Source organism: Allobosea sp. 67-29 (assembly GCF_001898115.1).
GTDB lineage: Bacteria > Pseudomonadota > Alphaproteobacteria > Rhizobiales > Beijerinckiaceae > Allobosea.
Genome location: NZ_MKSQ01000014.1, coordinates 100622 through 122246 on the forward strand (window position 1 = coordinate 100622; position 21625 = coordinate 122246).

The 21625-nt window shown below is 67.1% G+C and carries 17 protein-coding genes; 8 read left to right on the forward strand and 9 right to left on the reverse strand.

The features are described 5' to 3' along the window. Nucleotides 1-167: 167 nt before the first annotated feature. From BGO20_RS11750 to BGO20_RS11775, 6 genes are all read left to right on the forward strand, one after another. Nucleotides 168-1037, forward strand: coding sequence for an ImuA family protein (locus BGO20_RS11750; protein ID WP_291663841.1), 870 nt, complete (start codon nt 168-170; stop codon nt 1035-1037). Further along, a complete protein-coding gene (locus tag BGO20_RS11755; protein ID WP_291663840.1) occupies nt 943-2487 on the forward strand; it encodes a Y-family DNA polymerase in 1545 nt (514 codons plus the stop codon). The genes BGO20_RS11750 and BGO20_RS11755 overlap by 95 nt, the downstream gene beginning before the upstream one ends. Next, complete coding sequence (locus BGO20_RS11760) at nt 2484-5900, forward strand: error-prone DNA polymerase (protein ID WP_291663839.1); 3417 nt, start codon at nt 2484-2486, stop codon at nt 5898-5900. Before BGO20_RS11755 ends, BGO20_RS11760 begins: the two co-directional genes overlap by 4 nt. Before the next feature lie 183 nt (nt 5901-6083). Next, entirely contained in the window at nt 6084-6863 is a 780-nt protein-coding gene (locus tag BGO20_RS11765) for a phosphoadenylyl-sulfate reductase (RefSeq protein WP_291663838.1), read from the forward strand. Next, on the forward strand, nt 6860-7762 hold the full coding sequence (gene cysD, locus BGO20_RS11770) for a sulfate adenylyltransferase subunit CysD (RefSeq protein ID WP_291663837.1): 903 nt from the start codon (nt 6860-6862) through the stop codon (nt 7760-7762). The genes BGO20_RS11765 and cysD overlap by 4 nt, the downstream gene beginning before the upstream one ends. Next, nucleotides 7762-9414, forward strand: a complete 1653-nt coding sequence (locus BGO20_RS11775) for a sulfate adenylyltransferase subunit 1 (protein WP_291663836.1) — start codon at nt 7762-7764, stop codon at nt 9412-9414. Before cysD ends, BGO20_RS11775 begins: the two co-directional genes overlap by 1 nt. A gap of 82 nt (nt 9415-9496) precedes the next feature. Here the strand turns inward: BGO20_RS11775 and BGO20_RS11780 are convergent, their stop codons facing one another. From BGO20_RS11780 to BGO20_RS11810, 7 genes are all read right to left on the reverse strand, one after another. Beyond that, nucleotides 9497-10138, reverse strand: a complete 642-nt coding sequence (locus BGO20_RS11780; protein WP_291663835.1) for an EF-hand domain-containing protein — start codon at nt 10136-10138, stop codon at nt 9497-9499. A gap of 135 nt (nt 10139-10273) precedes the next feature. After that, entirely contained in the window at nt 10274-10681 is a 408-nt protein-coding gene (locus BGO20_RS11785; RefSeq protein WP_291663834.1) for a RidA family protein, read from the reverse strand. A 46-nt stretch (nt 10682-10727) separates the two neighbouring features. Beyond that, a complete protein-coding gene (locus BGO20_RS11790; protein WP_291663833.1) occupies nt 10728-12368 on the reverse strand; it encodes a benzoate-CoA ligase family protein in 1641 nt (546 codons plus the stop codon). Next, a complete protein-coding gene (locus tag BGO20_RS11795; RefSeq protein ID WP_291663832.1) occupies nt 12334-13578 on the reverse strand; it encodes an acyl-CoA dehydrogenase family protein in 1245 nt (414 codons plus the stop codon). Before BGO20_RS11795 ends, BGO20_RS11790 begins: the two co-directional genes overlap by 35 nt. 1 nt (nt 13579) lies before the next feature. After that, nucleotides 13580-14416: an enoyl-CoA hydratase family protein gene (locus tag BGO20_RS11800; RefSeq protein ID WP_291663831.1), complete on the reverse strand. Its 837-nt coding sequence runs from the start codon at nt 14414-14416 to the stop codon at nt 13580-13582. Further along, nucleotides 14416-14952, reverse strand: coding sequence for a MarR family winged helix-turn-helix transcriptional regulator (locus BGO20_RS11805; protein WP_291663830.1), 537 nt, complete (start codon nt 14950-14952; stop codon nt 14416-14418). The genes BGO20_RS11800 and BGO20_RS11805 overlap by 1 nt, the downstream gene beginning before the upstream one ends. A 1-nt stretch (nt 14953) precedes the next feature. Then, entirely contained in the window at nt 14954-15709 is a 756-nt protein-coding gene (locus BGO20_RS11810; protein ID WP_291663829.1) for an SDR family NAD(P)-dependent oxidoreductase, read from the reverse strand. Nucleotides 15710-15949: 240 nt separating this feature from the next. Between BGO20_RS11810 and BGO20_RS11815 the strand changes: the two genes are divergently transcribed. Next, entirely contained in the window at nt 15950-18274 is a 2325-nt protein-coding gene (locus BGO20_RS11815; RefSeq protein WP_291663828.1) for a bifunctional salicylyl-CoA 5-hydroxylase/oxidoreductase, read from the forward strand. A 20-nt stretch (nt 18275-18294) separates the two neighbouring features. Here the strand turns inward: BGO20_RS11815 and BGO20_RS11820 are convergent, their stop codons facing one another. Beyond that, nucleotides 18295-19542, reverse strand: coding sequence for an MFS transporter (locus BGO20_RS11820; RefSeq protein WP_291663827.1), 1248 nt, complete (start codon nt 19540-19542; stop codon nt 18295-18297). Nucleotides 19543-19971: 429 nt separating this feature from the next. Between BGO20_RS11820 and BGO20_RS11825 the strand changes: the two genes are divergently transcribed. After that, nucleotides 19972-21159: a DUF2778 domain-containing protein gene (locus BGO20_RS11825; protein ID WP_291663826.1), complete on the forward strand. Its 1188-nt coding sequence runs from the start codon at nt 19972-19974 to the stop codon at nt 21157-21159. 28 nt (nt 21160-21187) lie between these two features. Here the strand turns inward: BGO20_RS11825 and BGO20_RS11830 are convergent, their stop codons facing one another. Next, nucleotides 21188-21580 (reverse strand): DUF427 domain-containing protein, encoded by a 393-nt coding sequence (locus tag BGO20_RS11830; protein ID WP_291663825.1) that lies wholly within the window; start codon nt 21578-21580, stop codon nt 21188-21190. Nucleotides 21581-21625: the final 45 nt, after the last annotated feature.

Here is a 21625-nt window from a genome sequence, read left to right on the forward strand (position 1 = left end):
GTTGTTACAAGATCGGTCGGTTCCGGAAGGCCGGCGTTGCCCATGATCCAGCAAGGGAGTCACCCGTCATGAGCTGGCAGGGGATGAGACGCTCGGCGCAAGACTCGACTCGCCTTCGGATGCAGAGCGTCTTATAAGAACAAAGAGAGAACAATTTCTTTGTAGCCATGCATCGAGCCGCCCCGTCAGCTTTGCCGGACCTGCGCCGCAGCCTCGCCGAGGCCACCCTGCGGATGCGGCCGGCTGCGACGGGACGGGTGAGGCTCGGCGCGGCGGAGATCGACGCGGCGCTTTCCGGTGGGATCGATCGGGCGGCGCTGCACGAGGTCTATGCTGCCGGTGCCGGCGATCTCGCCGCCGCAACCGGCTTTGCGCTCGGGCTGGCGTTGCGGGCGGCGGAAGAGAAGGCGGAAGACGCCGTGGCGCGGCCGATCCTCTGGATCCGGCAGGATTTCGTCGATGCCGAGACCGGCCGGCTGCATGCGCCGGGATTGAACGAGCTCGGGCTCGATCCGGCCCGGCTCCTGCTGGTCAGGGCGCGTGAGGCCGAAGGCGTGTTGCGCGCCGGGGCGGAAGGGGCGCGCTGCCCGGCCCTTGGCGCCGTGCTGATCGAGCCCTGGGGCGAGCCGCGGGTCTTTGATCTGACGGCCAGCCGCCGGCTCGCGCTGGCGGCCGAAGGCTCCGGCGTGACGACCCTCCTGCTGCGCGTCGCGGCCACTGAAGCGCCGAGCGCGGCGCGCACGCGCTGGCAGGCGAGGGCGCTCGCCTCGCGGGCGCTGGAGGCGAATGCGCCGGGCCAGCCCGCCTTCGCCTTGCGGTTGCTGCGCCATCGCGGCGGCGTGCGGGGAGATGTGACGGAGCGTGAGTGGCGTGTGGAGTGGGACCGTGACCGACATCGCTTTGCGGAACGCAGCCTTTTCGATCGATCTTCCCGGACAGACCATGCCGCGCCGCTATCTCGCCCTCTGGTTCCCGTATCTGGCGACGGACAGGTTGCGGCGGACGGGCAGGATTCCGGCTTCCGGCGCACCGGGTGAGAGGCCGTACGCGCTGGTCGAGATGCAGGGCAGCGCCCTGCGCCTCGTCGATTTCGACCGGTGTGCGGTCGAACTCGGCCTGACGCGCGGGATGACGCTGGCCGATGCCCGCGCCCGCATCCCCCATCTCGTCGCTCTGGAAGCCGAACCGCAGGCCGACTGCGAATTTCTCGAAGCGGTTGCCGCCTTCTGCGACCGTTTCACGCCACTGGTGGCCCTCGACGAGCCGCATGGCCTCATGCTCGATGTCACCGGCTGCGCCCATCTCTTCGGTGGCGAGGCCGGGCTCGGCGCGCTGGCTGCGCGTGCGATGCGCCGCATCGGCCTTGAGTTCAAGGCCGCCATCGCCGGCACCCCCGAAGCCGCCCGTGCCTATGCCCGACATGGCCGTGGCGGCATCGTCCCGCCGGGCCAGGAAGAGGCGTTGTTGCGCCTGCTGCCGACCGCTGCGCTGGATGCAGCCGCGGAGACCGTGATCGCGCTCTCCCGCGCCGGCCTGAAGACGCTGGCCGATCTCGTGGAACGCCCCTCCGAAACCCTCTCCGCCCGCTTCGGTGAGAAGCTGACGGTCAAGCTCCGGCGCATCCTGGGACATGAGGACCGCCGCATCACGCCTCTGCGCCCGCCACCTGACTGCGTGGTCGAGCGCCATTTCGCCGAGCCCTTCGCCGATGCCGCGAGTCTCGAGGCGGTGGTCGTCCGGCTGATCGGGGAGGCGGCACGGGTGCTGGAGGCGCGCGGCGAGGGCGGGCGCCTCTTCGAGATCGCCTTCTTCCGCAGCGACGGCGCGGTGCGCCGCCTCGTCATCGAGACCGGACGGCCCTCGCGCGATGCCAAGGCACTGCTTCGGCTCTACCGCGAGCGCATCGAGACATTGGCCGATGCGCTCGATCCCGGCTTCGGCTTCGATGCGATCAAGCTCGCCGTGCCGGTCTGCGAACCCTTCGGCATGCCGCAGCATAGCCTCGACGGGCGGGCCGTCGAGGAGGAGGCGGTGGCCGATCTGGTCGACCGGCTCGTCACCCGCTTCGGCCGCGACCGGGTGCTGCGCTTTACGGCGCTGGACACGCATCACCCCGTCCGTGCCGCCAAGGCGCTCTCGGCCGCCGCACCGCTGCCGGAAGCGGCGTGGCCGGAGCCTGAGCCGGAGGAACCGCCGGCGCGCCCGCTCCAGCTCTTCGAGCCGCCGCAGCCGGTCGAGGCCATTGCGGAAGTGCCGGACGGCCCGCCGATCCGCTTCCGCTGGCGCCGCCTGACCCATGACGTCGCCCGCGCCGAAGGTCCCGAGCGCATCGCCCCCGAATGGTGGCGCGACGGCTCCGACGAGCCGATGCGCGACTATTACCGCGTCGAGGATGTGCAGGGGCGTCGCTTCTGGCTCTACCGCACCGGCTTCTACGAGGCCGACAGCGCCCCGCCGCGTTGGTTCCTGCACGGGCTCTTCGCATGAATCGGCTTGTCGGTTTCTTTGCCGAACCTGTTGCGGCGACGCATTTTTCCTTCCTGCGCGGCGCCTCGCCGGGGCCGCATATGGTGCTGACGGCGCTGCTGCTCGGGTATTCCGGCATTGGCATCGCCGACCGCAACACGGTAGCGGGCGTCGTGCGGGCCTGGGCGGCGCTAAGGCAGTTGCGGGAGGATGGTCTGCCGGCGCCCGACAAGGTCAAGGAAGGCGGCAGCCCGGGCGAGCATATCTGGGTCGAGAATCCCGAATTCGCCGATTTGCCGTTTACCCGCGAGCAGATGAAGGCGATGGCGGGGCGCTTCAAGCTCGCCACCGGCACCCGCCTCGTCTTTGCCGACGGCACGCCCGACATCGTCGTCTATCCGGCCAATCGCACCGGCTGGGGCAGGCTCTGCCGGTTGCTCAGCCACGGCAACCGGAAGGAGGGCGTGAAGAAGGGCGAATGCCGGCTCGTCCTCGACGATCTCCTCAACGATGCCCGCGATCTGCTGCTGATCCTGATGCCGGGCCGCAGGCTCGACGGCCTGCCTGAACTGCTCGCCCGCCTCGACGAGGCCGCGCCCGGTGCGGTCTGGCTCGCTGCCAGCATGCATCGGCGCGGCGACGACCGCCGCCGCCTCGCGCGGCTCAAGGCGATCGCTGCCGCGACTCGAACCCCGCTGATCGCGACCAATGACGCGCTCTACGATTCCATCGCGCAACGCGACCTCCAGGATGTGCTGACCTGCATCCGCGAGGGCACCACCATCGAGCGTGCCGGACGCCTGCTTGAATCCAACGCCGAGCGTCATCTCAAGCTGCCGCAGGAAATGACCCGCCTCTTCAGGGACGCCCCTGAAGCGATTGCCGAGACCCAGCATCTCTTTTCCCGCATCGAGTTCGATCTCGGGCAGTTGAAATACGAATACCCCGACGAGCCGATCCCGCCCGGCTGGAAGGATCAGGATTGGCTGGTGGAGCTGGTCCGTCGCTGCTGCCTGATCCGCTATCCCCAAGGCGTGCCGGAGAAGGTCGAGAAATTGCTGGCGAAGGAACTCGATCTGATCGGGAAGCTCGAATACGCCCGCTATTTCCTGACCATCCGCCAGATCGTCGAATTCGCCGAGAGCAAGGGTATCCTTTGCCAGGGCCGCGGTTCGGCTGCCAATTCCGCCGTCTGTTACGTCCTCGGAATCACCGCCGTCGACCCCAATGAGAACGACGTGCTGTTCGAGCGCTTCATCTCGACCGAGCGCAAGGAGCCGCCCGATATCGACGTCGATTTCGAGCATGAGCGGCGCGAGGAGGTGATCCAGTGGATCTACAGGTTCTATGGTCGCGAGCGCGCCGGCATCGCGGCGACCGTGATCCACTACCGCCCGCGAAGCGCGATCCGGGAGGTTGGCAAGGTGCTGGGCCTGACCGAGGACGTCACCGCCCGCATCTCAGACACGCAATGGGGCAGTTGGGGCACCGAGATCGGCGACGCCCGCATCCGCCAGGCCGGACTCGACCCGGCAAATCCGACGATCCGCCGTGCCGTCGATTTCGCCATCCGGCTGCTGGGCTATCCGCGCCACCTCTCGCAGCATGTCGGCGGCTTCGTCCTGTCGCGCGGGCGCCTCGACGAGACCGTGCCGATCGGCAACGCCGCGATGGCCGATCGTACCTTCATCGAATGGGACCGCGACGACATCGATGAATTGCGCCTGATGAAGGTCGATGTGCTGGCCTTGGGCATGCTGACCTGCATCCGCAAGGCATTCGATCTCTTGCGCGAGCATGAAGGCATCGACTGGGGGCTCGCCGATGTGCCGAACAGGGACGAGGCCACCTACGACATGCTTTGCGAGGGCAAGTCGCTCGGTGTCTTCCAGGTCGAGAGCCGCGCTCAGATGAACATGCTGCCGCGGCTCAGGCCACGGGAGTTCTACGACCTCGTCATCCAGGTCGCGATCGTCCGTCCGGGCCCGATCCAAGGCAACATGGTCCATCCTTATCTGCGGCGGCGGTCGGGGCTGGAGGAGGTGACCTATCCCTCGCCTTCGCCGGAGCATGGGGCACCTGACGAACTTTACGAAGTGCTGAAGAAGACCTTTGGCGTCCCGCTCTTTCAGGAACAGGCGATGCGGCTCGCCATGGAGGCCGCCAAATTCACCGAGCCTGAGGCCAATGGCCTCCGCCGGGCGATGGCGACCTTCCGCAATGTCGGCACCATCCATCATTTCCAGGACATGATGGTCGAGCGCATGGTCGCGCGCGGCTATGAGCGCGACTTCGCCCAGCGCTGTTTCGAGCAGATCAAGGGCTTCGGCAGCTATGGCTTCCCGGAGAGCCACGCCGCCTCCTTCGCCAAGCTGGTCTACATCTCCTCCTATCTGAAGAAGCATCACCCGGCGGCTTTCGCCTGCGCTTTGCTGAATTCGCAACCGATGGGCTTCTACGCTCCCGCCCAGATCGTCCGGGAGGCGGAGGAGAACGGCGGCGTTGAGCCGAGGTCGGTCGATGTCAATTCCAGCTTTTTGGACAACAGCTTGGAAGCTGTTTCGGAATCGAATTCTCACCACGGCTGCCCGCATCGGGGACGTAAGAGAAACCCCTTCGCCCTGCGCCTCGGCTTCCGCCAGATCGACAGCTTCAAGGATGAGTGGGGCCTCGCCATCGAAAAGGCGCGAGAGGCAGGCGGCCCCTGTCGCGACGTCGAGGATCTGATGCGCCGCGCTGGTCTTCCCGCCCGCGCCATGCGTCTGCTCGCCGACGCCGATGCCTTCCGCTCGCTCGGGCTCGACCGGCGCGAGGCGCTCTGGGCCGTGCGCCGCCTGCCCGACGATGCGGCGCTGCCGCTCTTCCAGGCCGCCAGTGCCCGCGAACTGGGGCAGGAGCCGGCGATGGCACTCCCGACCATGCCGCTCGCCGAGCATATCGTCGCCGACTACCAGACGGTCCGCCTCTCGCTGAAGGGGCACCCGATGCAGCTTCTACGCCCGCGTTTCCGCCGCGAAGGTATCCTGAGTTGCATCGACACCGATGCGAAGCCGGACGCTGCCTTCGCCCGCACGGCCGGCATCGTGCTGGTGCGCCAGCGTCCCGGCAACGGCAACGCCATCTTCGTTACGCTTGAGGACGAGACCGGCATCACCAATGTCGTGATCTGGGCGCGGCTGTTCGAGCGCTTCCGCCGCGAGGTCATGGGAGCGCGGCTGATGCTGGTCGAAGGCCGGGTGCAGAAGAGCGTCGAGGGCGTGGTGCACCTGATGGCCCAGCGCATCATCGATCGCTCGCTCGACTTGCTCTCGCTCTCGGATACGCATCGCGCCGAGGTGCCGATGCCCATCGACGAACTGAAGAACCCCCCGCTGCCGCGCCACCGCCACCCGCGCAATGTCCGCATCCTGCCGAAATCGCGAGATTTCCATTGAGGCCCGGCTGCCATGATGGCTGCCATCGTCCGCCAAAACAAACTTCTCCAATGGAAGTGAAATAAGAAAAAACCCGCTACCTGCTGTAAATTGAACCTTTTGCCTCGCCGGTATAAATGCTTCGTTCGATTTACCGAACGGATGGCCTGAACCATGGCGAGCAGCCCCGGCCCGGACGAGCCCATGACGACCACCCAAGCCGCCGCAGCGCTGGCGCATCGGGCGGCCGCGCTCGATACCGCGTTTGGTCGGGCGGATCTGTCAAAACGCCTCGCCGGCATCGTCGCGCAGGCGACCGGCCCTGTCGTCTTCACCACATCCTTCGGCCTCGAAGACCAGGTGCTGGCCCATGCCATCGCGACCGCGAAGCTGCCTGTCATTTTCGCCACGCTCGATACCGGCCGGCTTTTCCCCGAGGTCTACACGCTCTGGCAGGAGACGGAAGAGCGCTACGGCATCCTGGTTCGCCCCTATTATCCGCGCCATGAGGCTGTCGAGCTTCACATCCGCCAGAACGGCATCAACGGCTTTTATGCCTCGCGTGACGCCCGCAAATCCTGCTGCGACATCCGCAAGGTCGAGCCGCTCGGCCGCGCGCTCGCCGGCGCCGATACCTGGCTGACCGGCCTGCGAGCCGACCAGTCGGCCGCGCGAGGCGGGGTGAAGCTGGCGGAGGCGGATGTAGCTCGCGGCCTGCTCAAGGTCAGTCCGCTGATCGACTGGACGCGTGAGCGGGCTCTCGCTTTCGCCGAGGCGAACGACGTGCCGCTCAACCCGCTGCATGCGCAAGGCTTCGTCTCGATCGGCTGCCAGCCTTGCACCCGCGCCATCCGCCCCGGCGAGCCTGAGCGGGCCGGGCGCTGGTGGTGGGAGGACGATGCGGCCAAAGAATGCGGCCTGCATGTCGGGCCGGACGGAAAGCTGGCGCGGAGCAAGCCCGCCCCGGCGGAGACGCGAGCATGATCCAGCTCAGCCATCTGCAGAAGCTCGAGGCGGAAGCCATTTTCATCATCCGCGAGGTGGTGGCGACTTGCGACAAGCCGGTGCTGCTCTATTCGATCGGCAAGGATTCCGCCGTCCTGCTGCATCTCGCGATAAAGGCGTTCTACCCGGCGAAGCCACCCTTCCCGCTGCTCCATGTCGATACGACCTGGAAGTTCCGTGAGATGATCGCCTTCCGCGACGAGACGGCGAAGCGCCTCGGACTCGACCTGATTGTCCATATCAACCGCGAAGGCGTAGAGGCCGGGATCAATCCGTTCGCCTCCGGCTCACGCGTCCATACCGACGTGATGAAGACGCAAGGCCTGAAGCAGGCGCTCGACCTCCACAAGTTCGATGCCGCCTTTGGCGGTGCCCGCCGCGACGAGGAGAAGAGCCGGGCCAAGGAGCGCGTTTTCTCGTTGCGAAGCCCCGAGCACCGCTGGGACCCGAAGAACCAGCGTCCGGAGCCCTGGCAGCTCTTCAACACCCGCAAGCATCGCGGCGAGAGTTTTCGCGTGTTTCCGCTCTCGAACTGGACCGAGCGCGACGTCTGGGACTACATCGCGCTGGAGAATATCCCCGTCGTGCCACTCTATTTTGCGGCGCCGCGCCCGGTGGTCCGGCGCGACGGCGCCTGGATCATGCGCGACGATGACCGGATGGAACTGCGCCCCGGCGAGGCCGTCGAGACCCGCATGGTCCGCTTCCGCACATTGGGCTGCTATCCGCTGACCGGCGCTGTCGAGAGCGAGGCGACGAACCTCACCGATATCATTGCCGAGATGCGTGCGTCGCGATCTTCCGAGCGGCAAGGCCGTGTCATCGACCATGACGGCTCCGGCTCGATGGAGCAGAAGAAGCAGGAAGGCTATTTCTGATGGGCTTTGCCGGAGCCAGGAACCTGGCCAGGAAGAATCCGAAGGCACTGAGACCAGTCCAGACTCTTCTGCCCGCCAACGACACGCCGGCGGCTTCCGAAACCGGCCAGCATTCACTGCTGCGCTTCATCACCTGCGGCTCGGTCGATGACGGCAAGTCGACCCTGATTGGCCGCATGCTCTACGAGGCCGGCGCCGTTTTCGACGACCAGCTCGACGCGCTCGACAACGATTCCCGCAAGTTCGGCACGCAAGGCGCGGCGCCCGATTTCGCCTTGCTGGTCGACGGCCTGTCGGCCGAGCGCGAGCAGGGTATCACCATCGACGTCGCCTATCGTTATTTCGCCACGGAGAGCCGCAGCTTCATTGTCGCCGATACGCCCGGCCACGAGCAGTACACCCGCAACATGGCGACCGGCGCCTCCACCGCCGACCTCGCCATCATCCTGGTCGATGCGCGCAAGGGCCTGCTACCGCAAACGCGTCGGCACTCCTTCATCGTCTCGCTGGTCGGCGTCCGCCATGTCGTGATCGCGATCAACAAGATGGACCTCGTCGGCTATGACGAGGCCGTCTTCGCGCGGATCGCAAATGACTATCGCGCGGCCGTGCAGAACCTGGGCTTCGACACGATCCGCTTCATCCCGGTCTCGGCGCGCGACGGCGAGAACGTCATGCGCCCGTCCGCCCTGATGCCCTGGTATGATGGCCCGGCGCTGCTGCCCTATCTCGAAAGCGTGGCGATCACCCGGACCGCGCCCGCCGACGAACGCTTCGTCCTGCCGGTGCAATGGGTCAACCGGCCGGATCTCGACTTTCGCGGATATGCCGGCACGCCCGTGACGGGCCGTGCCCGTGTCGGCGACCCGGTCGTGGCCCTGCCTTCCGGCCGCACCAGTCGCATCGCCGGTCTGATCGGTGCCGCGGGCAATGCGAAACAGGTCTCCGCCGGACAGGCCGCGACGGTAACGCTGGAAGACAACATCGACATCTCGCGCGGGGATGTCATCGTCGCCGCGGATACCGCTCTGCCGGTGAGCCGCGGGATCATGGCGCGGCTTCTCTGGACGAGCGATCGCCCCATGCTGGAGGGGGGACAGTTCCTGGTGAAGCTGGCGACGCAGAGTGCCAGCGTTACGGTCGAACGCTTGCATCACAGCATCGATATCGAGGGGTTTTGCCCACTGCCAGCGCAAGCCTTGCGCATGAACGGAATTGGCCTCGTCACACTCCGGCTCGACCGACCGCTGGTCTCCTTGCCTTATGCGCGCAGCCACGAACTCGGCGGCTTCATCCTGATCGACCGCATCAGCAACGAGACGGTTGCCTTTGGCTTCGTCGAATCCGACAAGGAGGCCGATCAGCGGGCGGTCGGCGACGGCGGGCCGCTGGCCTGGACGAAGCGTGGCGTCATCCGCATCGTCGGCAGGAAGGGCTCGCCTGATCGCAACGCGTGGCTGGCGGCGGTGAGCTGGCGCGTCCTCAGCACGGCGGGACTGTTCGCTGCGGCCTTTGCTCTGACGGCGAATGCACCCGTCGCTCTGGCGCTGGCCTGCGGCGATATCGTGGTGCGGCCGGGCCTGCGTGCGCTGCATATGCGGCTCTGGCGGAAGGCGCCGGCGGGAACCTTGCAGGACGGGGCGGGGATCTGAGGAGCGGCGCCAGCGGCTTCTGCCGTCGGCGTCGGGGATCTTGCGGCTGCCACGGGTCTGCGCGGCGACCGGATGGCAGGATTCAAGCCGCCTGGGTGTAGGTCGTGGCTGCGCTGTTCGAAGCCGCGAGCTGCGACGCGCTGCCATAGGCCTGCGACGCATTCTGCAGGGCTTCGGGCGGCGGCCCGTGACGATGATGATGACGTCCGCCGGATTGTTGCAGCGAGGACTGGAAGCTCTTCACCTCATCCTGCGAGACCGAGCCGTCGCCATCCTTGTCCAGGGCGCTGAAGAGCTGGCTCAGCTGGTCGCTGTTCAACCGGCTGTCCTTGAAGGCCGAATTGAATTCGTCCTGGCTGATCCTGCCACTGGAGTCGCTGTCGATCTGCCCGAAGGCCGAAGCGCCGTCGTCGGTCGAGGCGCTCTGGGTGTTCTGCGTTCCGTCTGCCTGCAGGGAGAACAGGAAGGACTGCAGCAGGCTGTCGGCCTTCTTGGCCTTGTCCTTGAAGGCATCGGACTCGGCCTTGCTGATCGAGCCGTCGCCGTCAGCGTCGATCTTCTTGAAGAGCTCTTCGCTCTTGGTTTTGTCGGCGCCCTTGGGCGCGGCGCTCTCGAACTCGTCGAGGCTGATGCCGCCGTCGCTGTTGCTGTCGATCTGGTCGAAGCTCGGAGGTTTGGAAGGTGGCGGCCGAAAGCCGCCGCTGACGCTGCGGATACTCGACATGGAGAGACTCCGGGGTACGTCGCGACCTTGCGACGCACGCCAAGTCTCCGCCCGGATTCTTGGTGAAGAGCTAATAAACGGAAGTGCGTGAGATTTTTTCCCACGAGATAAATGCGGCAAGTTGACGCAAGGCTCTCAGGCGGCCACCACAGCCGTCGCCTCGATCTCCAGCAACGCTTCGGGTTCGACCAGCGCCGTCACCGCGACGACCGCCATCGCCGGGAAATGCCGGCCGAACACCTCGCGATAGATCGGCCCCATCTCCTTGAGGCTGGTGCGATAGGTCGCGATGTCGGTGACGTACCAGGTCAGGCGCACGATGTCCTCGACCCGCCCGCCGCCGGCCTCGACCACCGCCCTGATGTTGTGGAAGGTCTGGCGCAATTGGCCGATGAAACCCTTGGCGAATAGGCCCTGCGCATCCCAGCCGACGAGCCCGCCGGTGACCAGCACACGGCCTTCCGCCACCATTCCGTTGGCATAGCCGCGCGGCTGCGGCCAGCCCTCGGGCAGGATGGCGCGGGATTGCGGGAGTTCGGACATGGGTGGTCGCCTCGGTTCGGCCGTTGGGCTCTGGCTGGAGAAGAGGTCAGATCGCGCCACGCGCGATCTGCCTAAGGGCGAAGCGTTGCAGCTTGCCTGTCGAGGTTTTCGGCAGGGCGTCGACGAATTCGATGGCGCGCGGGTATTTGTAGGGCGCGATACCGGCCTTCACGTGCTCCTGCAAGGTCTTGGCCAGCGCCGCATCGCCGCGGATGCCTTCGCGCAGCACGACATAGGCCTTCACGATCTGCCCACGCTCGGGACAGGGCGCGCCGACCACGCCGCATTCGGCGACGGCCTCATGGGTCAGCAGGCAGGCTTCGACCTCGGGACCTGCGATATTGTAGCCGGCCGAGATGATCATGTCGTCGGAGCGGGCTTGGTACCAGAAATAGCCGTCCGCATCGCGCAGGTAAGTGTCGCCGGTGATGTTCCAGCCGTCGAGGATGTATTTTGCCTGGCGCGGGTCGGCGAGATAGCGGCAGCCTGTCGGGCCGCGCACGGCAAGCCGTCCCGGCGTGCCGTCCGGCACGTCGCGGCCTGCCGCATCGACGATCTTGGCCTCGTAGCCCGGCACCGGAATCCCGGTCGAACCCGGCCGGATCGCCTCGCGCGGTGCGCCGATGAAGATATGCAGCATCTCCGTCGCGCCGATGCCGTCCATGAGGGGCAGGCCGGTCCGGGCCTGCCAGGCGTCGAAGGTGGCCTTCGGCAGTGCCTCGCCGGCCGAAACGCAGATGCTGAGCGAAGCGATGTCGCGTCCGTCGAGCTTGTCGAGCATGGCGCGATAGGCGGTCGGTGCGGTGAAGACGACGCTGACCTTGTAGCGCTCGATCGCGTCGATCAGATCGGCCGGGCCGGCCTTCTCGGGCAGCACCATCGCCGCACCGATCCGCATCGGGAAGAGCACGAGCCCGCCGAGCCCGAAGGTGAAGGCGAGCGGCGGCGAGCCGGTGAACCGGTCGTCCGGCGACGCCTTCAGCACGCGCGCGCCATAGCAGTCGCAGATCGCCAGCATGTCCTGGTGGAAATGCATGGTGCCTTTGGGTTCGCCGGTGGTGCCGGAGGTGAAGGCGATCAGGCAGACATCGTCGCGCGCGGTGTCGGCCGCTTCGAAACTCTCGTAACCCGGCTGGGCCATCAGCGCTTCGAGCTCGCTGTCCGAACTGCCGAAGGCGACGATACGGGCGAGGTCCGGCGCCTGCGCCTTCGCTCCCTCCAATTCGACGGTGAGACGGTGGTCGCAGAGCGCAAGGGCGATCTTCGCCTTGCGCAAAGGATAGGCGAGTTCGCCCGCCCGCAGCATCGGCATGGTCGCGACGGCGACGCCGCCGGCCTTGATGACGGCGAGATAGGCCGCGACCATCATCGGTGTATTGCCGGCGCGCAGCAGCACGCGGTTGCCGGCGACGATGCCGAGATCGCGGGTCAGCACATTGGCGATGCGGTTCACCTTGTCGGCGAGGTCGGCGTAGCTCCAGTGCAGCTCGCTCGCGACCACGGCCGTGCGTCCGCCGCGCCCTTCCGCGAGATGCTTGTCGAGCAGCTCGGCGACGCAGTTAAGCCGCGCGGCGTAGCTCAGCCCTGCCTCTTCCAGTCTCAGATCGGGCCAGCTTTCGCGCGGCGGCAGGTTGTCCCGCGCAAAACTGTCCTTATGCCCCGATCTCGCGAATCCGGTTGCTGTCATGTCGTTCCCCTGCCTTTTCGGCATGTGCTTTCAGCAGGTCGCGCGCGATCACGACCTTCTGGACCTCGCTCGCACCCTCGTAGATGCGCAGCGCCCTGATCTCCCTGTAGAGTTCCTCCACCTTGACGCCCTTGGTGACACCGAGCCCGCCATGGATCTGGACGGCCCGGTCGATCACGCTCTGGGCGTTCTCGGTCGCGACGAGTTTGGCCAGCGCGGCTTCTCGGGTGACGCGGGCCGCGCCGCGGTCCTTGGTCCATGCGGCGCGATAGACGAGCAGGGCGGCCGCATCGACTTGCGCGCCGCTGTCGGCGATCGCCGCCTGTGAGAGCTGGAGATCGCCGAGCGTGCCGCCGAAGAGCTTGCGGCCATTGGCATGGGCCAGCGTCTCGTGCAGCGCCCGCCTTGCGAAGCCGAGCGCGGCGGCGCCGACCGTCGAGCGGAAGATGTCGAGCGTCGCCATCGCGACCTTGAAGCCGTCGCCCGGTCCGCCAATGCGGTTCTCAAGCGGCACGCGGCAGCTCTCGAAGCGCAGCGTCGCCAGCGGATGCGGCGCGATCACCTCGATCCGTTCCGGGATCGTGAGGCCGGGCGTATCGGCCTCGACCAGGAAGGCGGAAAGCCCGCGCGCGCCCGGCGCCTCGCCGGTGCGGGCGAAGACGACGTAATGGTCGGCAATGCCGCCATTCGAGATCCAGCTCTTCTCGCCGTCGATGCGGACATGGGCGTTGCCGTCCGGCGTCGCCGTCGTCGCCATGGCGGCGACGTCGGAGCCCGCTTCCTTCTCGGAGAGGGCGAAGGCGGCGATGCGCTTGCCGGCCGCGACATCCGGCAGGATGCGCTGCTTCATCGCCTCGGAACCGGCGATGCTGATCGAGCCGGTGCCGAGCCCCTGCATGGCGAAGGCGAAATCGGCAAGACCGTCATGTGCCGCCAGGATCTCGCGGGCGAGGCAGAGCGTGCGCACGTCGAGCCTGTCGGCGAGCCCGCCATAGGCGACCGGCACGACGGCCTTCAGGAAGCCGGCCGCTCCCAAGGCCGCGACGCGCGCCCGGCAGGCCTCGTCGACATCGTCGTGAGGCAGGTCGGCGAGATAGGAATCGGCCCAGCCGGAGAGCTCGGCGGCGAAGGCGCGGTGGCTCTCCTCGAAGAACGGCCAGTCCAGCGTGTCGCCGAGAATGTCGAGGCCGAGCGGAGAGACGCTGCCCATCTCAGTTGCCCTCGAAGACCGGCTTCTGCTTCGCAGCGAAGGCGTGATAGGCGCGGGCAAAATCCTCTGTCTGCATGCAGAGCGCCTGCGCCACGGCTTCCGCCTCGATCGCACTCTCGACCGACATCGCCCATTCCATTTCGAGCATGCGCTTGGTCATCGCATTGGCGAAGGTCGGGCCATCAGCCAGCTCGGCGGCGAGCGCCTGAGCCTCGGACAGCACGGCCTCGGAGGGGCAGATGCGGTTGAGGAACCCCCAGCGCTCGGCCTCCTCACCTTTGAGCACACGGCCGGTATAGAGCAGCTCGGCGGCGCGGCCCTGGCCGATGATGCGCGGCAGCATTGCGCAGGCACCCATGTCGCAGCCGGCAAGGCCGACGCGGTTGAACAGGAAGGCGATCTTGCTGCCGGCCGTGCCGATACGCAGGTCGGACGCCATGGCGACAATGGCGCCAGCCCCGGCGCAGACGCCGTCGATGGCAGCGACGATCGGCTGCGGGCAGGCTCGCATCGCCTTGACCAGCTCGCCCGTCATCCGGGTGAATTTCAAGAGGTCCTTGGTCTCCATCGCGACCAGCGGCCCGATGATCTCGAAGACGTCGCCGCCCGAGGAGAAATTGCCGCCGGCGCCGGTGACGACGATCGCCTTGACCGCCTCCTCCTTCTGCGCGGCGAGGAAGAAATCCGTGAGCTCGCGGTAGCTTGCGAAGGTCAGCGGATTCTTTTTCTCAGGCCGGTTAAGCGTCACCGTCGCGACCTTGCCGGAGACCGAGAGGCTGAAATGCTCCGGCGTGAAGCCAGCGAGCGGCAGGGTGGTGGCGTTGGCGATCTGGGTCATCAGGCATCCCCCTTGGCGGCCTGGTCTGTCCGCCCCGCGATGGCGCGATGCAGCGAGCTCTTGGTCTGCCCGAGCAGCCGAAAGAGCTGAGCGATATCGGCCTGGTCGAGCCCCACGAAAAGCTCTGCGATCCACTCCTCGTGGCGCTCGGCCATGGCCCGGAAGAACTTGCGGCCCTGTGCGGTCAACGTGAGGATCTGCACGCGCCGGTCCTGCGGGGCGGAGCGCTTGTCGACCAGCCCATCCGTCACGAGGCCGGCGACGACGGCGGTGACGTTGCCGTTCGAGACCATCAGGCGCTGCGAGACCTCGCCGACCGTCATGCCGACGGCGGTCTTGTCGAGCTGCGCCATGAGGTCGAAGCGCGGCAGCGTCGTCTTGAACTCCTCACGCAGGCGGTTGCGGATCTCCGTCTCGATCAGGGTCGAGCAGGTCAGCATCCTCAGCCAGAGGCGCAACTCGTCCTTGTGGTCGCCGGGGCGCTCGCTGGCCTTGGTCTCGCGGTCGAGGATCAGGGAGGAGGAGGGCGTCTCCATCTCAGAACTCCCCGCCATTGATCATGAGCGACTGGCCCGTGACGGCATCGCTGCCTGCGCCACAGAGATAGAGCACAGCCGCCGCGACCTCTTCCGGCGCGATCAGCCGGCCCTGCGGATTGTCCTTGATCATGGCCGCGAGCGCCTCTTCGCGGCTCTTGCCGGTCTTGGCTGCGACGTTGTCGATGCTGGCGGTCGCCATGTCGGTATCGGCATAGCCCGGGCAGACGGCGTTGACGGTGACGCCGGAGCGCGCCGTCTCGAGCGCCAGCGATTTCACCAGCCCGACCACGGCATGTTTCGCGGCCGTATAGGCGCTAACATAGGGATAGCCACGATGTCCGGCAGTGGAGGCGATGGCGATCAAACGGCCGCGGCGGTGCTCCAGCATGGCCGGCAGCGCGGCGTGGAACAGGTTCACCGTGCCGATCAGGTTGATATCGAGCATCCGGCGGAAGCGCTCGCTGTCGCTGCGCATGAACGGACCGGTCTCGACCGCCCCGGCATTCGCGACGGCAATGTCGAAGGCATGCTGGCGGGAGAGCTTGTCCAGAGCCGCGGAGACCGAGGCCTCGTCGCGCACGTCGCAGGCAGCGCAATCGGCTGCCAGACCGGCCGCGACGGCCTCCTTCAAGGTCAATTCGTCGCGCCCGAGGATGCTGACCGTCGCGCCGGCTTGCGTCAGCGCGGCGGCGATGGCCCGGCCGAGGCCGCGTCCGCCGCCTGTAACCAGTGCACGCTGTCCCTGCAATGTCATGGCCGTTCGACCTCCGGCGACAAATATATTTTAAGTCTGAAGGAATTTGCAAGCGAGTTGACCGAGCCAGGAGATGGTGTCGCCCCGCAACGCACAATACCACGCTGGCAATGTGTTTCGGCGCGAGCATCCTCCCTGGCATCGCCGGGGACCTCGCAAAAGCCTCTTGAGTTCAAAAATATTTCAGGCTTAAAATAATTTCTCAAGCCGGATCGACCCGGCTCCCCGATGGAGGCGTCGATGCGTATCGCGGTTGTGGGCGGAGGACCGGCGGGGCTTTATTTCGCGCTGCTGATGAAGCGGGACTGGCCGGCGCTGTCGGTCGACGTCTTCGAGCGCAACCAGCCCGACGACACCTTCGGTTTCGGCGTCGTCTTCTCCGACCAGACGCTCGACACGTTCAAGGCGGCGGATGCGCAGAGCTATGCCGCGATCCGTGACAATTTCGCCTATTGGGACGATATCGAGATCCACTTCAAGGGCGACACTTTCCGCGTGCCCGGCAACGGCTTCTGCGGCTGCTCGCGCCGTTCGCTGCTGATGCTGGTGCAGGCGAGGGCGCGCGAGCTCGGCGTCAACCTGCATTTCGGCGAGGAGATCGCCGATATCGAGACGCTGAAGCGCGGCTACGATCTCGTCGTCGGCGCAGACGGCATCAACAGCCGCGTCCGCGAGAACTGGCGCGAGCGCTTCCAGCCGCAGACCGACCTGCGCCCGAACCATTTCACCTGGATGGGCTCGACCCGTCCCTTCGATGCCTTCACCTTCTTCTTCAAGCAGACGGAGCACGGGCTCTTCATCGCCCATTGCTACCAGTACGAGGCCGGCCGCTCGACCTGGGTGCTGGAGACCGACCCTGAGACCTTCGCGAAGGCGGGCCTCGGCGCGATGGACGAGGCGCAGTCGGCCGCCTTCCTAGAAGGCGTCTTCGCCGAGGAGCTGGAGGGCCATAAGCTCATCACCAACCGCTCGCTCTGGCGCAATTTTCCGATGATCCGCTGCCGCAACTGGGTGGTCGAGAATGTCGTGCTGATCGGCGACGCCAAGGCGACGGCGCATTTCTCGATCGGCTCCGGCACCAAGCTCGCGATGGAGGACGCCATCGCCCTGCACAAGGCAATGGGGCAGGCGAAGCTCGATGTCGCGGCCGGTCTAAAGCTGTTCGAAACGCAGCGCCGCGAGGAGGTCGAGAAGACCCAGCATGCGGCGGATGTCTCGCTGGTCTGGTTCGAGGAGCTCAAGCGCTTCTGGGATTTCGAGCCCCTGCGCTTTGCCTTCGGCCTGATGACCCGCTCGAAGGCGATCACCTACGATAATCTGGCGCTGCGCGCGCCGGAGATGGTCGAAGCCGTCGACAGGCTCGTCGCCGACGACCTCGGCGATCTCGCCAAGCGCCGGAAGGACGGCTCTCCCGTGCCGCCGGCCTTCCAGCCCTTCAAGCTGCGCGAGATGCGGATCGAGAACCGCATGACGCTCTCGCCGATGTGCCAGTATTCGGCTGAGGACGGCCTTCCGGGCGACTGGCACCTGATGCATTACGGCTCGCGCGCCATCGGCGGCCCCGGATTGGTCTTCACCGAGATGACCTGCGTCGCGCCCGATGCCCGCATCACGCCCGGCTGCACCGGCCTGTGGAACGACGCGCAGGAAGCGGCCTGGAAACGGATCGTCGATTTCGTGCACGGCCACTCGGCCGCGAAGATCTGCCTCCAACTCGGCCATGCCGGCCGCAAGGGCGCGACCAGGCTGATGTGGGAGGGCATGGATCGCCCGCTGCCGGAAGGCGCCTGGCCGATCATCTCGGCTTCGCCGCTGCCCTACTATCCCGAAAGCCAGGTGCCGCGCGAGATGACCCGCGCCGACATGGACCGGGTCAAGGCGGAATTCGTCGCTGCGGCTGAACGCGGCGAGCGAGCCGATTTCGACATGCTGGAGCTGCACTGCGCCCATGGCTATCTGCTGGCGAGCTTCCTTTCGCCGCTGACCAACAGGCGCACTGACGACTATGGCGGCTCGGTCGAGAACCGCCTGCGCTATCCGCTGGAGGTGTTCCGGGCGCTGCGTGAGGCCTGGCCGCGCGAGAAACCGATGTCGGTGCGCATCTCCGCGACCGACTGGGCCGAGGGCGGCCTCTCCGCCGCGGATTCCGTCGCGATCGCCGAGGCTTTCGCGGCCGAAGGCTGCGACCTCGTCGACGTCTCGACCGGTCAGACGGCGCGGGAATCGCGCCCGATGTACGGTCGCATGTTCCAGACGCCGTTCTCGGACCGCATCCGCAACGAGGCGGAGGTTGCGACCATGTGCGTCGGCAACATCACCACGGCCGATCAGATCAACACCATCATCGCCGCCGGCCGGGCCGATCTGGTCGCGCTCGGGCGGCCGCATCTGGCCGACCCGTCCTTCGTACTGCGGGCCGCCGCCTGGTACGGCGTCGATACCGACCAGCCGGTGCAATATGCGCCGGGCAAGGACCAACTCATGCGCAACACCCCGCGCGAGCGTCAGGACCTCGAAGAGCTGAAGCTCAAGGCCAAGCCGAGCCGCCACGCCCGCCCGGCCTGAGGCGGCCGCCAACCGCCGGGTCAGGCCGCGGCGGGTTGCCGGCCGGCTGGCGCGACGTCGGGGATGGTCGCCGCCGGGCGTTCGCCGAACGGGCTGGCGGCAGGTGGCTTCAGGCGAATCCGGAAGGCGAGATAGATCGCGGCCGCGGCGGAGAGCAATCCGAGATAGATGAGCAGCCCCTGCGGCCCCAACCCTTGCATGAAGGATGCCGACACCAGCGGCCCGATCGCCGAACCGGTTGCCCAGAGGAAGAGGAGCTGGGCCGAGAGGCCGAGCGCCCGCTCACGTCCGAGCCGGAAATAGGCATGGGCGACGGCGACCGTGTAGATCGGCATCGAGCCGGCGCCGATCAGCGCGAACAGCCCGAACAGCCACAGCCGGCTATGGGGCAGGGCGAACAGGAGCACCGCGCCGAGCGCCAGCGTGCAGAGCACGACCGAAATCGTGGCGCTCAGCATGATGATGCGGCTCTCCACGCGGTCCGCCAGCAGGCCGAGCGGCCATTGCAGCACCAGCGCGCCGATCTGGATCCCGGCGGTGAGGAGGATCGCCCATTTCTGGTCCAGGCCGATCAGGATGCCATAGGCCGGCGCGACGTTGGTGAGCGCTCCGCCCATGAGCCCGACATAAAGACAGCCGATCACCGAGGCCGGGGCGTATTGCCAGATCGTGTTGAGCCTCACGGAGATCACTTCTCCGGATTCCGGTCCCTTGGCGCGCGTCATGCCGACCGGGATCAGCGCCAGCGAGAAGACGGCGCTGGCGATCAGGAAGATGTCGTTCGACTGCATCGAGACATAGCCAGTGCCGATCTGCGAGCCGATCAGCGCGAGTCGGTTGAGGATCTGGTACATCCCGAAGATGCGGCCGCGCTGGCCCGCCTTCGCCTGTCCGCTGATCCAGCTCTCGATGCAGATGGCATGGCCTGCACCCGCGAAGCCCATTCCGAGCCGCGACAGCCCCCAGGCGTCGATCGGAGTCAGGGCGAAGCTCAGGGTGAACGCCGCCTGCAGCGCGGCGAAGACGGCGAAGGCGCGGATATGGCCGACCCGGCGAATGAAGGCGGGAATGACGAAGCAGCCGGCGAGGAAGCCGACCGAGTAGGCGGAGCCGACCACGCCGATGAGCAGCGGCGCCTTCTGCGCCAGCGCCATCTTGAGCGGGATGACCGTGTTCACGATCGTCGCCGCGATCTGGAGGGCGAGCGCGCCGCCGACGATCGCTCCGAGGGCAGCGACCGAGCTGGTCTTCGCCTCCGCCGGTGTCACAGGAGGCGCGGCCTCCGGGGAGGCCGAGTCTGCGGTTTGCGGTCCTGTCGACATATCCGATTCGGCAAAGCTGGGCGCGAAGAGCGCCCCGTTTTCGCTGGTAAAGATGGACTAATCGGGGCGGGCAGGCCAGCAAAAAACCTCTCCGTCATGGCCTGGGTCCGCGCCATCATGGTGCCGCCTTTGCGTGGCCTTTCGGCCGGCCGCGGCGAAGCTGCCGCGCCATCGCGCATCCCTCGAAAATGCTCGGCCGGGTTCACTGACGATTAACCAAAACGGCGCCTTATCGAAAGAGAATCAGGTTTTGGTTCTCCCTGCATGGCCGGATGCAACGTCTCGGGCCGCGGGTCCCCTCGCGACGGGGCCTTGCGGAACGGGCGCGTCTCCGTCGAAGCGGGGCGTGGCGTAGGCGTGTCGAGAGTGCGGCGAATGAGCTATGGCAGACATGCGCGGCGGGGCGGGGCGCCCCATCTGCGTCTTCGGCGTCGTCGCAGGCCGTTCGGCCGGACGCTGTTCTGGGCCGCGGCGCTTTGCCTGGGCGCCATGACCGGCTTCAAGGTGCTGGACCACGTCGCGCCGCGCGATCCGGATGTCCAGCTCGCGGGTGGTCCCGCAAGGTCTCCCGCTCCTATCCCGATCGTGCCCGAGCCTGCGCGTCCGGTCGGCGGAGTGACGCCGCGGGCCTATAGCGGCTTGCTCGATCCGGGTCTTTCCGGCGCTACCCCGTCATCGCTCGCGCAAAACCGCCCGGTCGGCTCGGCGATGCGCCTGGCTTCGGTGCCGGAGGCGCTCGACCTCCCGGATTCCGAGCCGGTCCTGCCGCTGCCCTCGCAAGCGCCGGTGAGCCTTGCAGAGAGGGCCGGGCCGCAGCCCGCCACGCGTCCCGCCGAGCTGATCGCATCCCTGCCGCCGCAAACACCCTCGTCCGAGGTCGAAGGTCCCGTGCCGGGGGCGGCGCCGATGCCGGTGCCGAGGCCGGCCGAGCTCGAGATGCCGTCTGAGACCCGGCCGCAGCGGCTGGCGCAGCAGCCGGCGATTGGCGCCCGCCGCAGCCGGACGGCAGCAGCGACCGCGCCAACGCCCGAGGATAACCGCAACTTCTTCGAGAAGCTGTTCGGCGTGCAGAAGCCGGCGGCCGGCACAGCTCTCGCCTATGCCGCTCCGCAGGATGATGTCGTCGACCGCGGGCGCGTCACTCGCCTGAGCCCTTCGGCCGGAACGCCGCCGCGGACGGCGGAGGCCGGCACGGCGATCTACGACATCAGCGCCAAGATGGTCTACATGCCCAATGGCGAGCGGCTGGAAGCCCATTCGGGCCTGGGCGACTACCTCGACGATCCCCGTTACGCCCATGTCCGGATGAAGGGCGTCACCCCGCCGCACACCTATACGCTGACCGAACGCGAGGCGCTGTTCCACGGCGTGCGAGCGATCAGATTGAACCCGGTCGGCGGTTCGGGGGCGATCCATGGTCGAGCCGGATTGCTCGCGCACACCTTCATGCTGGGCCCACGCGGCGATTCGAACGGTTGCATCTCGTTCAGGGACTACGACCGCTTCCTGCAGGCCTTCCTGCGCGGTGAGGTCAAGCGGCTGGTCGTGGTCGCGAGCCTCTGAGCCTGCCGCGACGGACCCCGGGCGATGTTCAGGCCGGCTGTCCGTCGTTACGGCGCTCTTCGATCGCGTCGACCCGATCCGGGTAGAAGGCGAGATGGCCTGCGATCTGCGCCACGGCCGGATGCGGCTCCTCATAGGTCCAGACGGCGTCAGTTGACCGGGTCCCGTCGGCCGTGATCGAGAAATAGGCGGCCTCGCCCTTGTAGGGGCAATGGGTTGTGGTTTTCGAGCGCGTGAGGAAGGCCATGTTGGTATCCGCGCGCGGAATATAGTGCACCGGCGGATAACTCGCTTCGCGCAAGGTCAGGGCCGCGCGCGTGTCCGCGATCACTTCCCCGCCCGCGGTGACGACGACGCGGTGGCGATTGGGCGCGATTGTGATCGGATGATCGGGACCGGGAATCTTCACGCTGCGGGTCATGGGAGGCTCCTGATAGGCGCGAGGGGCGGGCACCGCCGCCCGCGC

Coding starts and splice junctions, on each gene's coding strand:
- BGO20_RS11750 (WP_291663841.1), top strand. CDS start 168: ATGCATCGAGCCGCCCCGTCAGCTTTGCCGGACCTGCGCCGCAGCCTC.
- BGO20_RS11755 (WP_291663840.1), top strand. CDS start 943: ATGCCGCGCCGCTATCTCGCCCTCTGGTTCCCGTATCTGGCGACGGAC.
- BGO20_RS11760 (WP_291663839.1), top strand. CDS start 2,484: ATGAATCGGCTTGTCGGTTTCTTTGCCGAACCTGTTGCGGCGACGCAT.
- BGO20_RS11765 (WP_291663838.1), top strand. CDS start 6,084: ATGACGACCACCCAAGCCGCCGCAGCGCTGGCGCATCGGGCGGCCGCG.
- cysD (WP_291663837.1), top strand. CDS start 6,860: ATGATCCAGCTCAGCCATCTGCAGAAGCTCGAGGCGGAAGCCATTTTC.
- BGO20_RS11775 (WP_291663836.1), top strand. CDS start 7,762: ATGGGCTTTGCCGGAGCCAGGAACCTGGCCAGGAAGAATCCGAAGGCA.
- BGO20_RS11780 (WP_291663835.1), bottom strand. CDS start 10,138: ATGTCGAGTATCCGCAGCGTCAGCGGCGGCTTTCGGCCGCCACCTTCC.
- BGO20_RS11785 (WP_291663834.1), bottom strand. CDS start 10,681: ATGTCCGAACTCCCGCAATCCCGCGCCATCCTGCCCGAGGGCTGGCCG.
- BGO20_RS11790 (WP_291663833.1), bottom strand. CDS start 12,368: ATGACAGCAACCGGATTCGCGAGATCGGGGCATAAGGACAGTTTTGCG.
- BGO20_RS11795 (WP_291663832.1), bottom strand. CDS start 13,578: ATGGGCAGCGTCTCTCCGCTCGGCCTCGACATTCTCGGCGACACGCTG.
- BGO20_RS11800 (WP_291663831.1), bottom strand. CDS start 14,416: ATGACCCAGATCGCCAACGCCACCACCCTGCCGCTCGCTGGCTTCACG.
- BGO20_RS11805 (WP_291663830.1), bottom strand. CDS start 14,952: ATGGAGACGCCCTCCTCCTCCCTGATCCTCGACCGCGAGACCAAGGCC.
- BGO20_RS11810 (WP_291663829.1), bottom strand. CDS start 15,709: ATGACATTGCAGGGACAGCGTGCACTGGTTACAGGCGGCGGACGCGGC.
- BGO20_RS11815 (WP_291663828.1), top strand. CDS start 15,950: ATGCGTATCGCGGTTGTGGGCGGAGGACCGGCGGGGCTTTATTTCGCG.
- BGO20_RS11825 (WP_291663826.1), top strand. CDS start 19,972: ATGAGCTATGGCAGACATGCGCGGCGGGGCGGGGCGCCCCATCTGCGT.
- BGO20_RS11830 (WP_291663825.1), bottom strand. CDS start 21,580: ATGACCCGCAGCGTGAAGATTCCCGGTCCCGATCATCCGATCACAATC.